General features: G+C 42.6%; 13 protein-coding genes and 1 tRNA gene. 10 read left to right on the forward strand and 4 right to left on the reverse strand.

Features of this window, described 5'->3' with window-relative positions; all coding sequences use genetic code 11:
- The first annotated feature begins 1 nt into the window (after nt 1).
- The 4 genes from IGI88_RS16955 (at nt 2) to IGI88_RS16970 (ending at nt 3,808) form a co-directional block, all read left to right on the forward strand.
- Nucleotides 2–1,495: an extracellular solute-binding protein gene (locus tag IGI88_RS16955; protein WP_016613309.1), complete on the forward strand. Its 1,494-nt coding sequence runs from the start codon at nt 2–4 to the stop codon at nt 1,493–1,495.
- A gap of 149 nt (nt 1,496–1,644) precedes the next feature.
- Entirely contained in the window at nt 1,645–2,478 is an 834-nt protein-coding gene (locus IGI88_RS16960) for a sugar phosphate isomerase/epimerase family protein (protein WP_429960059.1), read from the forward strand.
- 165 nt (nt 2,479–2,643) lie between these two features.
- On the forward strand, nt 2,644–3,516 hold the full coding sequence (locus tag IGI88_RS16965) for a VOC family protein (RefSeq protein WP_005236471.1): 873 nt from the start codon (nt 2,644–2,646) through the stop codon (nt 3,514–3,516).
- Nucleotides 3,517–3,580: 64 nt separating this feature from the next.
- Entirely contained in the window at nt 3,581–3,808 is a 228-nt protein-coding gene (locus IGI88_RS16970) for a hypothetical protein (protein WP_005229963.1), read from the forward strand.
- 92 nt (nt 3,809–3,900) lie between these two features.
- On the opposite strand, the gene IGI88_RS16975 is transcribed toward IGI88_RS16970, so the two are convergent.
- The 3 genes from IGI88_RS16975 to IGI88_RS16985 form a co-directional block, all read right to left on the reverse strand.
- Nucleotides 3,901–5,172, reverse strand: coding sequence for a hypothetical protein (locus IGI88_RS16975; protein WP_429960058.1), 1,272 nt, complete (start codon nt 5,170–5,172; stop codon nt 3,901–3,903).
- Between the two features lie 144 nt (nt 5,173–5,316).
- Nucleotides 5,317–6,552 carry an Ltp family lipoprotein gene (locus IGI88_RS16980; protein WP_429960057.1) on the reverse strand — a complete coding sequence of 412 codons (1,236 nt, stop codon included), beginning with the start codon at nt 6,550–6,552 and terminating at the stop codon, nt 5,317–5,319.
- Nucleotides 6,553–6,956: 404 nt separating this feature from the next.
- Nucleotides 6,957–7,039, reverse strand: a tRNA-Leu gene (locus IGI88_RS16985).
- A 196-nt stretch (nt 7,040–7,235) separates the two neighbouring features.
- Here IGI88_RS16985 and IGI88_RS16990 point away from each other — a divergent pair.
- The 4 genes from IGI88_RS16990 (at nt 7,236) to IGI88_RS17005 (ending at nt 11,831) form a co-directional block, all read left to right on the forward strand.
- Complete coding sequence (locus IGI88_RS16990) at nt 7,236–8,348, forward strand: hypothetical protein (protein ID WP_086332303.1); 1,113 nt, start codon at nt 7,236–7,238, stop codon at nt 8,346–8,348.
- Nucleotides 8,345–9,559 (forward strand): ABC transporter permease, encoded by a 1,215-nt coding sequence (locus IGI88_RS16995; protein ID WP_422705999.1) that lies wholly within the window; start codon nt 8,345–8,347, stop codon nt 9,557–9,559. The genes IGI88_RS16990 and IGI88_RS16995 overlap by 4 nt, the downstream gene beginning before the upstream one ends.
- A gap of 10 nt (nt 9,560–9,569) precedes the next feature.
- Complete coding sequence (locus IGI88_RS17000) at nt 9,570–10,445, forward strand: ABC transporter ATP-binding protein (RefSeq protein WP_005236452.1); 876 nt, start codon at nt 9,570–9,572, stop codon at nt 10,443–10,445.
- Between the two features lie 168 nt (nt 10,446–10,613).
- Entirely contained in the window at nt 10,614–11,831 is a 1,218-nt protein-coding gene (locus tag IGI88_RS17005; protein WP_005236450.1) for a pyridoxal phosphate-dependent aminotransferase, read from the forward strand.
- Between the two features lie 55 nt (nt 11,832–11,886).
- Here the strand turns inward: IGI88_RS17005 and IGI88_RS17010 are convergent, their stop codons facing one another.
- Nucleotides 11,887–12,066, reverse strand: a complete 180-nt coding sequence (locus IGI88_RS17010) for a hypothetical protein (RefSeq protein ID WP_005236448.1) — start codon at nt 12,064–12,066, stop codon at nt 11,887–11,889.
- Nucleotides 12,067–12,226: 160 nt separating this feature from the next.
- Between IGI88_RS17010 and IGI88_RS17015 the strand changes: the two genes are divergently transcribed.
- Both IGI88_RS17015 and nagA read left to right on the forward strand, forming a co-directional pair.
- Nucleotides 12,227–13,072 carry a helix-turn-helix domain-containing protein gene (locus tag IGI88_RS17015; RefSeq protein ID WP_008381491.1) on the forward strand — a complete coding sequence of 282 codons (846 nt, stop codon included), beginning with the start codon at nt 12,227–12,229 and terminating at the stop codon, nt 13,070–13,072.
- A 68-nt stretch (nt 13,073–13,140) separates the two neighbouring features.
- A complete protein-coding gene (gene nagA / locus IGI88_RS17020; protein WP_005236444.1) occupies nt 13,141–14,286 on the forward strand; it encodes an N-acetylglucosamine-6-phosphate deacetylase in 1,146 nt (381 codons plus the stop codon).
- Nucleotides 14,287–14,349 lie beyond the last annotated feature (63 nt).

Here is a 14,349-nt window from a genome sequence, read left to right on the forward strand (position 1 = left end):
AATGAAAAAGTTGAAAGTAGCAAGTTTATTATTATGTGCAGGACTGTTTTTAGCAGGCTGCGGCGATGGCGGAGGTTCATCTGATGGACCAGAAAGTGATGAAAAAACAAGTATTTCTTGGATGGCGATGCTGCATACCGCTTCACCTCCGTCTGGGGATGTAACACAAAAGTTAGAAGAATATACAGGGGTCGAGATCGACTTTACATGGGTGCCGGACGCATCAAAAACAGAACGCTTGAATGCAGCATTAGCGTCAAATTCTTTAGCAGATATCGTAAGTTTGACAGAAATCAATAACACAACCGTCCGTAGTTCGCTAGCATCTGGAATGTTCTGGGATGTGGAACCCTATTTAGAAGAGTTTCCGAATCTGGCAGAAATTTCTGAGGATCGCTTAGAATCTTCTCGTATCGATGGTCATATCTATGGTGTACCGTTTCTAAAACCGATCGCTCGTTATGGTGTCCTCGTAAGAAAAGATTGGTTAGACAATTTAGGGTTGGACGTGCCATCGACTTTAGAAGAATTATCAGCTGTGGCACAAGCCTTTACAGAAGGAGACCCAGATGGCAATGGGGTAGATGACACGGTCGGATTCGTTGAACGTGATGAGTCCTTTAATGTTGGGTTCCGTTCACTTTCAGGTTACTTTGGTGCAGACAATTGGTTTACGATCACGGATGATGATGAAGTGATGCCATCCTTTATGCAACCAGAATACAAAGAAGCAATGGAATGGTTCCGTAATATCTATGATAACGGCTGGATGAATTCTGATTTTGCGGTAATGGCGAAAAATGATCAGAAGAACTATATCGTTCAAGGTCGTGGTGGGATTGTATTGAGTGGTTTGCAAGAAGTACGTAACTACATTGATGATGCAGCTGGTACTGATGAAGAGCATATGGAATGGGTCTTGATCAATGATATCGTCCATGAAAATGTGGAACGTCGTATCCTTTCTGATACCAATGGTGGAATGGGCGGTTGGTTAGCCATTCCGAAAAACAATGTTGAAACCGAAGAAGACTTACGTGTTGTTTTGAAATTTATCAACGATTTGATGGACGAAGAGCCGTTTACCTTGATGACGCAAGGGATCGAAGGGGTCCATTATGAAATTGATGATGAGGGTGTCTATGTCCGTTTAGATGATACGAAGTGGCAACAAGAAGTACAACCATTTTCTTCGTCTCGTCCATCAGAATTAGTAACAGTTTTCCCTTCAAGCAACCCATATGTCAACTTAGCCAATGAAAAGATTCGGGAAAATGAAGAGTTTGCGGTGATCAATCCTGCACAATCGCTGACCTCTGAAACCTATGATCGTTCATGGTCAAGCTTGATTGAAGGAATCTCAGACGCTTACTACCAATATATGACTGGGGAAATCGAGATCGATGGGTTTGATACAGCGATCGAAACCTTCTTAAGAAATGGTGGACAGCAAATCATTGATGAGTTCACGGAAGATTATCGTTCACAACAATAAAGGTCACAAAAGGTTCTGATCATCTGTTGAGAAGGAATAGATGAAGTGAGGAGCCGCTACTGCTGAATGATTGGAAGACCAAGACCAGTTGAAGTGATTCGCTGCTTGGTCTTCTTTTTGCTTCAAAAGCAGTGAAGAAAGGAGAAGCTATGTTTCAACTAACTGTTCGGGGACATGATTTAAAGAATTATGGGTCCCCAGAAGAATTAGCGCAAAAAATTGCCGCCAAAAACATTCATAACATTCAATTTGCATTAAATAAATCCTTCCCGCAATGGGCAGAGCCAGAGCAATTAAGCCCTGGTTTAGGCCGCTTTTTCAAACGTGTTTTTGGTCAATCTCATGTTCAGGTCGCTTTATTGAGTTGTTATAGTAATCTGATCCATCCTGATCTGGAAAAACGGGAAGCGATTTTATCCAGATTCGAGACCTATCTCGCACATGCCAAATACTTTGATGCAGCTATGGTTGCAAGTGAAACTGGTTCGGTTTTGCCAAATATGGGGTATACCGAGGAAAATTTCAGTGACATCGTTTTCGATGATTTGGTTCAGGTGATCAAGCGTTTGGTCCAAGTGGCTAAGAGACATCAAGTGATGCTAGGGATTGAAGCGGGCTTGAATCATCCACTATCATCGATCGATCGAATCGAAGAATTGCTGGAACGAGTACCGTCTGACTATTTAGGGATCATCTTTGATCCAACCAATCTGATTACGGCGAAGAACTATCAAGAGCAAGTCGCTTTGACAAGGGAAGCTTTTTCCCGCTTTGGTGATGCCATCGTTTGCTTGCACTTGAAGGACTATCAAGTAATCGATGGTAAAATCAAGGTAGTGCCATTGGGAGAAGGAAGGATTGATTATCAACAACTATTGGCCATCACCGCTGAATACAAGCCATTTTGTTATGTTGTGTTAGAAGGGACGACCGAAGAAGCGATGCAGCCGGCCATTTCACTGATTGAAGCATTGCAAAAGTGAGCGAGCTGTCTTTGATTGTGACTGATGAGGAAAAGCTTTGTTACAAGGAGTCACGGGAGATCAAGGAATCCTTTCCTCAACAAGCAGATTTATTTACTTACTAAAAGTTAGTGTTATACTTAAAGGTACAAGTGAACTTAACTGTTTAGAAAAGAGGAAATAGCGATGACAATGATTCAATCAACCTATCAAATCGATGCAACAGCCGCAATTGGCAAAGTCGTTTTAAAAGTAGCGAATATGGAAAAAATGAGCCGGTTTTATTCGGACGTGATTGGCCTAACTTTATTGGAGCAAAGTGTAGATCACGCGCGATTGGGCGTGGGGACACAAGAGCTTTTAGTCCTAGAGAAGGTAAGTGATCCGTTGCCTTTGACACGGAAAACAGGACTTTTCCATACGGCGTTTCTTTTGCCTAGCCGTAAAGACCTAGGAAATATGCTGATTCATTATTTGGAGGCCAAAGCCCCTCTGGATGGTGCTAGCGATCATGGGTATAGTGAAGCGTTATACCTGACCGATCCAGAAGGAAACGGGATCGAAGTGTATCGTGACAAACCGAAGAGTGAATGGGATATTCGAGCAGACGGCGAGATCGTAGGCGTTACTATCGAAATGGACGCGCAAGGCGTGCTGGGAGCCGCTGACCGATCACAAACGACTTTTCCAGTTGGCACCACGGTGGGGCATGTCCATTTGAAAGTGGCGGATCTGGCAAAAACAGAAGAATTCTACACCGAAGTTTTAGGCATGCGTTTGACTTCAGATTTTGGTAGCCAAGCAAAGTTTTTTGCTGCTGGTTCGTATCATCACCATATCGGATCGAATATTTGGATGGGAAGAAATGTTCCAGCTATGGAGGAAAAGGATCTAGGCTTAGCGTACTTTACGATCGTTTTGCCAGCTTTGGCTTTTTCTACGTTACGAAGTCATCTAAAGGCAAGTGGCGTTTCTTATGAGTTAGAAACAGACAGCCGCTTGCATTTGACTGATCCGAATGGGATCAATCTGATCATCGAAAGAAAGAATCAGCCTTAAGATGGAGGTTTTTTCATTCATGAAATGAGAGAATAACCTATAATCAAGTAAAAGGAGAGCAAGCATGAAAAAAAACGGGGCGGGACAATCACTATTTCTAGCATTATTGATCAGCATGGGCTTATTTTTCTTTGTCCAAGGGAAACAATTAATAGAAAGTGGGGCGTCTCCTGTGATTTTTATTGCTTTTTCGGCTTTTGCAGGAATTATCGGAGTTGGTGTCTATGGTCTTCAAGCAATAATGAAGCAGCATCGGCGCAAAGCCATGGTACCAATCAAAACCAAAAAATAAAGAAACCGTCCAATCTTAAACAGGAAGATTGGTCGGTTTTTTGTTTACGCTAAGAAAAAATGGGGAATGGGATCTGTCTCGTCCACTACATACTAATTTTCCATGTTTTCAATCGCAAATTCGATCTCATCAGGTAAGAAGCCGTTCCCTTCAAGATGAGCGGCCATATTTCTTTGACGGATCCCTAACACCCGGCGGGATTGATTGGCGCGCCCTAAAGCATGGCGATACCAATCTACGTCAAGGGTCTCTAGTGCCCATTGTGTTTCCTCCGCAGTGAAACCTTCTGTTTCTAACAGTTCTGCCATCTCTTGTTTTGAATAAAAGCGACGATTTCCTTGCGCTCTAACGAGGAAAAAGGCTTCACGTTCTCGTTCTGTCGCATTGTTTTCGCGCTCATAGCGTGCTGCTACAGTCGGGGCGAAATGAAACCCTGCTAAAATCGTTTCCTCGGTCACTTCGTTATCAAATACGTAGGTTCTAAATTGAAAACGATTGTCGTTTTCCAGTTCAAGCCATAGGGATTCAACCAGAAATCGATAACCGACTGGAATCGTTTCATAAACTGCATCGGCAATTTCGTAAAAATAAGCGGAAACGGCTTCGTAAGGAGTCATTATCTCGGGAACGATTTCCGTCGTTTGCCCATTAAAAAAAGTGATTGCGGCAGGGTATTTTTCGCCAGCATTCGTAAATGTGAGAATCTCCACTGGCTCATGTTTTGTTGAAAAGACATTCATGGTCACGCCGTTCACCAAATCAATAGTGGTCTGCCACTCGATATCTTGGTCGTCGCTTTGTTGGTGTAAACGTTCAAGTGTATCAGGCGTCAAACCAAGCTTTTCTCGTGTATCTTCATTGATTCCTTCTTCATCGGCAAGAGGATTGTTTGCTCCAGCGGTCACTAGTGCCAAATCCTCTTCGTATTCTTTGAATAATTCTTGCAATTTTGCTCGTCTACTGACGATGATCGGGCTTTCCTCATGGATGGCAAGTAAGGCTTCGATACGTCCATTCCGAGCGGCAACCCAACTGGGCATATCCAGATAGCGAGCTTCGATCGCTTCTTGGGCGAGTTGAATCATTTTTTCCGTGTTTTCAATGAATGCCGCCTTGTGTTTTGAGTTGCTATTGACCTGTTCTAGAAAGGCCAATTCTGCTTCTTTGCCTCGAATCATCAGTTCGAGATTGTCAATACTTAACTCATAAGTCAGATTTTCTGCATGATAGGTATGCTCCCAACCGGCATCTAAAGCGGCACCGATGCGCTCAGAAAGTTCCTCAGGACTTGCTAAATTTATCGACCCACATCCTGAAATCAGGGATAGTATCAGTAATAATGGCAACAAAACTTGTTTTTTCATTTTTCTCCTCCTCGGGGACTCTGGTAGACTTCGCCATTTTGTTCGAATGAACGCATCAGATCGAGCACTTTCTTGGGTATAAAAAATAGCAACAATATAAGGGCTATCATAAAGGCATCGCGATGTCCTTTTCTTCGCTAGTTTTTAGTTACCCATGTTTGTCATTGCGTAGTCGATTTGTTCTTCTGAAAAGTCTTCGGAAGCCAATAACCGGCGAATGTTGTCTGGAGGAAGACTCATCAAGGAATGGTAACTATTTGCTTTCTTCAACGCCTGCTCGGTCCAATCAATCGTGAGCTGATCAACTGCCCATTTCGCATCATTATGGGTAAACCCTTCAAATTCTAATTGTTGGATCAATCGTGCACGTGAGAAAGCCATGAGGTTCGTATAGGATTCGGCACGTGCGATCGCTCGTCTTTGTTCTGAAGCTCCTTCATTCTCGGTCTGAGTTTGTTCGTCCTGGTTTTGCTGGCTTTGCTCTTGCTGCAAAGCCGTAGTTGCTTCTTGTTTGGCGTTTGCTTCTTGAAGCTGTTGATACACGGTAGTGACCATGTCTTGATCAATGTCATGATCAAAGCCATAGGTCATCACCGCCAGCTGATGTTCATCTGAAGATTGATCGAATCGATTCATAAACATCAACGATTCACGAGGAATATTTACGACCAGCCCTCGTAAAATCGTTTCATAGAATGCAGCTTTTTGCTCGTCGGCAGTTTCCCGATTCAGAACAGTAAATCCAGATGCGTACTCCTCTTCGGGCTTCGAAAAAACGAAGACGTCAACATTCATTTCACTTGTGTGGTAAACAGTGGCGGTGAGTTCGTCGTCAAGTTTGATTGTGCGATGAAGAGTAAGCGCATCTTCTGTGAGCTGCTGAAGCTGCTCGATATCGTCTGCCAAAAGCCCCAGCTTTTCCCGTGGATCGGCTTCAGGAATCGTTTCGTTTGCTACCTCCAGTAGACGGTTGAGGTTGTCTTGATTACTGAGAATGATAGGGCTCCGTTCATGAATCGCAGCCAGAGCCTGGCTATAACCAATGCGAGCAGCAAACCAAGCAGGGACATTGATCCGACGCTCCACTAACGCTCGTTCAGCGGTTGCCATCAAATCAATTGTGTGGCTGATTAACTGATAAAGATCTTCGTCGGAAGAATCAAGCTCTTCCAAAATAGCCAATTCGGCTTGACTGCCGGCAATCAACAACTCTAAGGTTGCTGGGTGATAATAGGCCCAGCCCGTTCCGGATTGGTTTGTATATTCCAGTCGTGCGTCGATGCCAAGTGCAACGGTCTCTGACAGTTCTTCATCTGCCTTTGCGCAACCGATAAGCAAAATAACGAATGACAATAGGGTGATCAGTACTCTTTTTTTCATTAGGCTCCTTCTTTCTATCGAAAGTAACTGAGAAAACGGTCGGAAGAGGTTTGTTTATCTGGGGGAAGGAGGAGAGAAGGTGAATGGGAAAAATGCTGAAAAGATTTTTCATCACCAGTAAATTCAGGCAACTGTTTCTGATCCGCCAATAAGAAAAAGCGGAGCATCGAACCAGCTTTTGAGAATAATTGTTATATTATTCATTTTATATGAAAAATAGTGTGAAATGCAATGATAAAAGAGTTTTTATCGATTTTTACATTTGGGAAAGGAAGCTTCGTATCAACTTTCTAGGAGTAGACGCTCAAGATCAAAGCGATCGAAAGAATTCATCGAAGGATCACCATGGGGAATCTTTTGAGCAAACAAAAAAACAGCTTCCCATAATGGGGAAGCTGTAAGGATGCGGAAAATGGGATTTGAACCCACACGAGCGATTGCTCACAAGACCCTCAATCTTGCACGTCTGCCATTCCGTCATTTCCGCAAATACTATAGAAGGAAACGCAGGCTGAGGTAGTTCTGTCACGCCGCGTCTAGAAAATATCTTACCTGATTTTCAACAGGTTTGTCAATAACTTTTCCTAATGCTATTTGAAAGAATTTTCAGACTTTAGATTGCATTTTTTTCCATAAAAGGTATGCTAAAAGAATGAATAATTATTTTTTTGAGAGGAGAGCAAATGAACTACTTTAAAAACCAGTTAGCTAAATCTGTCAAACAGAAAACGTTCCTCTTCCTGCTCATTGGTGCCTTTAGTTTAGGTTGCTGTTTTTCCATTTATTTGAAGCTGATGGAACCTATCAACTTACCCGCCACGATCACTGCAGAAAAAGCGGAAGCCTCACGGCTTGTTGATCGCTACCAAGCCAATCAGTCGGGTTCACCTGCTGAACAAGAGGTGTATCAACTTTTGCTTGAAAACAATACACTGACTTCGCGACAGTTATCCAACTTGATTATGGAAGAATACGAACGATTTAATCAAACGAGTATTCAAATTGCAGAACTAAAAAAGCAGATTTGGGCGTCAGAAGTTGATGACAAAGGATTTTTGCCACCTTTATGGGCAATCGAACAAGATCAGAAGGTCTATCAAGCTTTAGTCGAGCAAGAAAAAGAGCCGGTCCTCACTGCTGCCAATGCCCAGACCGCTGTCGCTTTGGCAATAACGTTTTTGCTGAATTTTGGCTTCTTCTTTTGGGCTTTTTTTGCCAGTGACAATTTGATAGAAGAAAGAGAACACTTCTCTTTGATTCGCTCGTACCCGCAGATTTTTCCGATTCGGATGTTAAGTAAAATTGTGGTTAAAGGGATTACAAATTTAGGCGTTTTGATTGTGTTCTTCTTAGGCGTCTTTCTTTCAATGAGCCTTCTGGGGGAGTTCGGGGATTGGCAATATCCAGTAGCCGTCTATCTCAATGGGGATTGGGTAGCCTTACCTTTTTGGCAGAGCGTTTTATATAGCCTGGTTTCTTTTGGCTTGCTGATTGGTTTGATCGAATGCTTAGGTTTTGTCATGAACATGATCGCAGCCAATCGATACGTCTCTTTCTTTTTGCTGGTGCTTTTTTATGGGCTCGGCTTGATTCCGATGCTGCAAAAGATCCCACTGTTACCAGTTCATATAGCTGCTATGGATAAATTTTATTCGGGCGCCTTTGCATTGGGTTCTGGTACTTCTTGGGGAGTCTATGCTAGTTGGCTGCTGACGGTGGTGTGGATCTTCCTTTGTATAGCTTTGATGCTCGTTGCGGATAAACAGAATCACTTGTTGAGAGGAGGCAAAGGATGAAAGACTATTTTTTATTTGAATTACGACAACTCTTAAAGAGCAAGAAAACTATTGGTCTTTTTTGCTTGCTTCTTATCTATAGCGGCGTTTACAGTTTTTGGCAAAAAGATTTTCGCCCGATTGAACGAGTAGATAAAACAGAAATGCAACAACGCTATACTGTGCGACAAGATTTTCTTGATCAACAAGCAGCCAATCCTTCTGACCATTGGTCGGCAAGCTTAGCAGTTGAAATGTTTACCCCATGGAACGAAGCGGAAAAACAACGATTAGATGCACTAGCTGATGAAAACTGGCAAGCTTATGCACGAGGAACAACTACGTGGTACCAGTTGGCATTGCAGTTTACCGATGAACGAAATGTTTTTTATACACCGGATTATTATACGTTTCAAAATTACTACGCTGCCTATGACGGTCGCTTTGGTTATGCTTCAACCGCTAAGCTTATGGAAGCCTTCAGCCAGTTGCCGAATAAGAAACTCTCGCAAGCAGTCATGGAGCAAAAAACGGGGATACAGGCATTGCAGCGAAGTTTTACTGGATATTTACCGATTCTATTGCTTGCTGTTTCTTTATTTTTGGCGATCGATTGCTTACCAAAAGAACGAAGACATAAATCCCTATTTCTTTCACTGCCATTATCGGCAGAAGAGATCCTTTGGAGCAAAACGGCAGTATTGATGGTCGGTTCTGCAATTGCAACGCTTGGGACCATGTTCTTTCTCTGGTTGGGTTCTGGTATTCAATTCGGCTTTGGTTCCCTGGAACTACCGGTCACGATTTTATCACCGACATTTGATGCCCGCTACCCGATCACAGATTTCAACGCTTTTGAAACACAAGCCATCGGTCTTTTTATAGGCCAATGTTTTCTTGCGACGCTTTTTTTGCAGTTTATTTATTGTCGCGGCATCTTGTTGTTCAGTGCCCTGTTTCGCTCAGAACTGGTTAATTTGCTTTTGGCTGGTTTTTGCTTGCTTTCACCCTATATTTTCCAAAGACGTTGGTTCAGTGCTTACCTTGATAAAACGCTGTATGTCTATCTGTATCAAAATGTGGGACAAGTCCTTTCAGGCTGGACACGTTTTTATTTTGGTTCTGCAGGGTTTACGATGGAAAAAGGGTTGTTTTTATTAGGAGGCGTTTGGCTTCTGATCGAAATGTGTTTCTTCGTGACGATCCAACGCAAAAAATTTCATTTGGCATAGGAGGAACGATATGTTAGAACTGAAAAATGTGACGGTCACGTATACGAGAAAAGTATTGGATCAGCTTTCCATTGCCTTTTCTCCCGGGGAAATCGTCGGGTTAGTCGCCCCTAACGGCACCGGGAAATCCACGCTATTGAATGTGGCGATGAATTTCATCCAGCCGAATGAAGGCGCAGTATTTTTGAATGGCAGTCAAGTATATGTGACCAAAAAATCAGAAGTGGCAGCGCATCAACAAATTTCGTTTTTTCCTGACCAAAATGATTTGTACAATGATTTGAGTGGTTTCGAGCATCTCAAGCTGTATCAGCGAATGTGGCGTTCAGAGGAACACTTAGTGGAAGAAACGATTGATCGTTTGCGGATGAGTGACTATATCAAACGTCCTGTGGGTACCTATTCGCTGGGCATGCGGCAACGTCTTTGTTTTGCGATGCAGATCGTGACGGATACGCCTTATATGCTGATGGATGAAGTCATGAATGGCTTGGATCCGACCAATGTGGAATTGATCTCTAACGTATTAAAAGCCTTGCGAGCGCAAAAGAAAGCGATCGTGATTGCTTCGCATATTTTGACGAATTTGGATTCCTACGCGGATCGGGTCTTGTTTTTAAAAGACGGCAAGATCATTCACGAATACTTTGGTCGCAAGTCGTTAGTCAATCAACCGTTGTACTTAAAAACGGACTCGGCAGATTTTTTGGTGGCTTTTCCAGAATTAACGACGGTGACCATCGATCTGCAAGGACGGATCTATCTGATAGAAATCAGCGATCCTCAGCTACCGCAACGGTTTATCGCTGCAGGGATCACTGATTTTTCTGTGGGGCACTTGGCACTAAATGAATTGTATTTGACGTATTTTCCTGAAAATTACTGACTGTCGCACTATTTACGAGATGAGAGCGGGACAAGCACAGATGAAGGAGAAGCAAAAAAATTTCGCCATAGGTAAAAGTTTTTTGCTATAATAGGTTCAATCTGAAAAGAGATCAACGACGAGAACCAATAACCTGACGTTGACCTATGGTTAAAGGAGAAATGGAATATGAAGAAATTTTCGAAGTCGTCAAAACTTGAAGGGGTCAGTTATGATGTGCGCGGCCCAGTTTTAGAAGAAGCCGATCGGATGCAAGAAGAAGGCATCAGTATCTTGAAATTAAATACGGGGAATCCCGCGCCTTTTGGGTTCGAAGCCCCAAATGAGATCGTTAGAGACCTGATTATGAACGTGCGAGAATCGGAAGGATATTCTGATTCGAAAGGGATTTTTTCTGCCCGTAAAGCGATCGAACAATATTATCAATTACAGAAATTTCCTGATGTGACCATCAATGATATTTACACAGGTAATGGTGTTTCCGAGCTGATCACGATGTGCATGCAAGGTTTGTGCAACAATGGGGATGAAGTGTTAGTGCCGATGCCTGACTATCCTTTGTGGACTGCTTCGATCTCATTAGCTGGCGGAAAGCCCGTCCATTATATTTGTGATGAACAAGCAGATTGGAATCCTGATATCGAGGACATCAAAGCCAAGGTCACCAGCAAAACCAAAGCGATCGTCATTATTAATCCGAACAATCCAACAGGAGCCGTTTATCCAAAAGAAATTTTGGAGCAAATCGTCGACGTTGCTCGTGAGCATGACTTGATCATTTTCTCTGATGAGATCTATGACCGGTTAGTCATGGATGATTATGTCCATGTGCCGATTGCTACATTAGCGCCAGATCGATTCGTTGTGACGCTAGGTGGCTTGTCTAAGTCTCATCGAGTGGCAGGTTTCCGTGTGGGCTGGATGGTCCTCAGTGGCGACAAGTCCCATGTGAAAGACTATATCGAAGGCTTGAATATGCTATCTTCGATGCGACTGTGTTCGAATGTCTTATCGCAACAAATCGTTCAGACCGCATTAGGAGGCTATCAAAGTTCTGATGAGTTACTATTACCAGGTGGTCGTATTTATGAACAAAGAGCGTTTATCCACAAGGCAATCAATGACATTCCGGGATTGTCAGCGGTGAAACCGAAAGCCGCCTTTTATATTTTCCCTAAAATTGATATTCAACGCTTTAATATCACCAATGATGAACAATTTGTTTTAGACTTTTTACACGAGCACCACATCTTGCTGGTTCACGGCGGTGGGTTCAACTGGCAACAGCCAGATCATTTCCGAATCGTTTATCTTCCTAATATGGAAGACTTAAAAACGACTGCTGAAAAAATGACAGAATTTTTGGCGTCCTATCGTCAGAAATAAAAATATAAAAAAGCACCGCTCCTTCAACAACCGTGAGGGAGTGGTGCTTATGTTTTTATTCGGCAACTGGTTGACAAATTTTTTTGCTCACAATCATTCGATTGGTAAATTTATCCAGCATTTCAGCACTAGGATCGGTGACTTGAACCAGAACAGAGTTCTCATATTCTCGTTCGATGATCCCTTGGTACTTCTTGCCATCCCATGTAAAAAAGATCGTACTGTCGATCGTCATCTTAACACCTCATTTGAAATTGTGGAAAAATAACAAGACATTCTTGAAATTGCTTTCCTTTTTGTCATTATGTGCTAAAATAAAGAAAATTAAAAATGCGAATTCGCATTTTTGACAAGAAACGTTCGGTTTTTATAAGAATTCCCCCTGGAGGACGATTATGAAGAAAAAAGAAGAATCTTTTGGTCAAAATATCCGTTCGATTCGGTTGAAACGAAAGATGACACAGAAGATGTTAGCGGAAGATATTTGTTCGCAAAGTGTTTTAAGCCGTATTGAAAACAACGAAGAGTTGCCGAATGTCTGGGTGATGTACCAAATCTGCCAACGCTTAGGAGTCACCTTAGATCAAGTAATGATGCTTCATTCGGAAGAGATCAACAAAACCAATCAAATCTTTGCCGAAATCGAATCACATTTTGTCCATAAGCAGTTTCAAGAAATGCGGGAAAAAATGGAAGATAAGGCGATCAAGGATTATTTGTATCTGGATTCAGATATGCAAATGTATTACTACTATCTAGGCAGCTGTGATTATTTCCTCGATCAAAACTATGATGCCGCCCTTGAGGCGCTGAAAAAAGGACTGGCCTACTCCTATCAACAGGATAAGACCAATGTGTCGGTGATGGAAATTCGTATCCTGAGCTGCATGGGCCGCGTCTATAGTGATTTGCTGCAACTGGGTGAAGCTCGTTTTTACTTAGAAAAAGCATACGATGCCATGCACGCATTGCCACCGGAACGTCTCTCCACATCATTGACCAAAATTTACTACAATTATGCGGTCTTTTTAAAGGAGCAACAAGAAGATTGCCTCGCGCTAAAGGTAACGAACGAAGGCATTTCCTTAGCCAGAGAAAAGAACAGTTTGTATTTTCTAGAAGAATTGTTTGAACTGAAGGGACACTTACTTTATAGACTGAAAGAAGAAAATGCAGCCGAAAAAAGTTTTCAGCTGTATCGTGCTGTCATGGATATTCGCCAATCTGACAAAGTGGTGTAGACCTTTCTTGACTTCTTCCCTAAATAAGAGTACTTTTAAGGAAGAAAAGAAATAGAGGAGCGATCAAGATGAATAAATATATTTACGCAGACAAATTCTTTCTAAAATCAGCGGTTCATGGCCCTGGTTACCTGGAGGTCAAAGAGGGGAAATTCGGAGCGATCGTCGATGAAGTCCCTTCTGGTGCAGACGTAGAAGATTATTCAGGCAAATGGGTAGCACCGGGTCTTGTGGATACTCATATCCACGGATTTATGAACCATGATGTGATGGACAACGATGCAGAAGGCATTAAAGCCATGTCGGAAGGCCTTTTATCATGTGGTGTGACTTCCTTCTTGCCAACAACCTTAACATCCAGCAAAGAACGGTTGCGGGATGTTGCTGAAACCGTTGGGAAAGTCAAAGACGAAGTTACAGGAGCAAAAATCCAAGGGATCTATTTTGAAGGCCCATTCTTTACTGAAGAACATAAAGGTGCACAAAATCCAATTTATTTTGGTGATCCTGATATCGATACCTTCCATGAATGGCAAGAAGCTTCTGGTGGAATTATCAAAAAAATCGCCTTGGCTCCTGAGCGAGAAGGTGTGAGTGAGTTTGTTTCGCAAGTGACGGAAGAAGGCGTAGTGGTTGCTCTAGGCCATAGTAACGGTACATTACAAGAAGCGCAAACAGCAGTTGAAGCTGGTGCTAGCGTTTTTGTTCATGCATTCAACGGTATGCGCGGATTAAACCATCGCGAGCCTGGAATGGTTGGTGCCCTACTTTCATTAAAAGAAGTTTTTTCAGAGTTGATTTGTGATGGCCACCATGTGCATCCTCAAGCAGCTGAGATTTTGATGGAAAAAGCTGGTCACGACCATGTTGCCTTGATCACTGACTGTATGATGGCTGGCGGCATGCCAGATGGTGATTATATTTTAGGTGAATTTCCAGTAGTGGTGAAAGACGGAACGGCTCGAATGGAAACTGGCAATCTTGCTGGTAGTATTTTGAAACTAAAAGAAGCTGTGAAAAATGTAGTAGACTGGGGAATCGCTACTCCTCAAGAAGCGGTCATGATGGCTAGCTTGATTCCAGCAATCAGCTGCAAAATTGACCATGCTTGCGGCATGATCAAACAAGGTCGCCCAGCTGACTTTATTGTTTTGGATCAAGAAATGAATGTGACAGCCACCTATTTAGATGGCGTCTGCCGCTATCAGGCGTAAAATAAAACAATCTGCTTAAAGAAACAAGAAGAGAGCTTCTCTTGATCTGTTTTTTGAGCAGAT

This window comes from Enterococcus sp. AZ179 (assembly GCF_050498885.1).
GTDB lineage: Bacteria > Bacillota > Bacilli > Lactobacillales > Enterococcaceae > Enterococcus_D > Enterococcus_D entomosocium.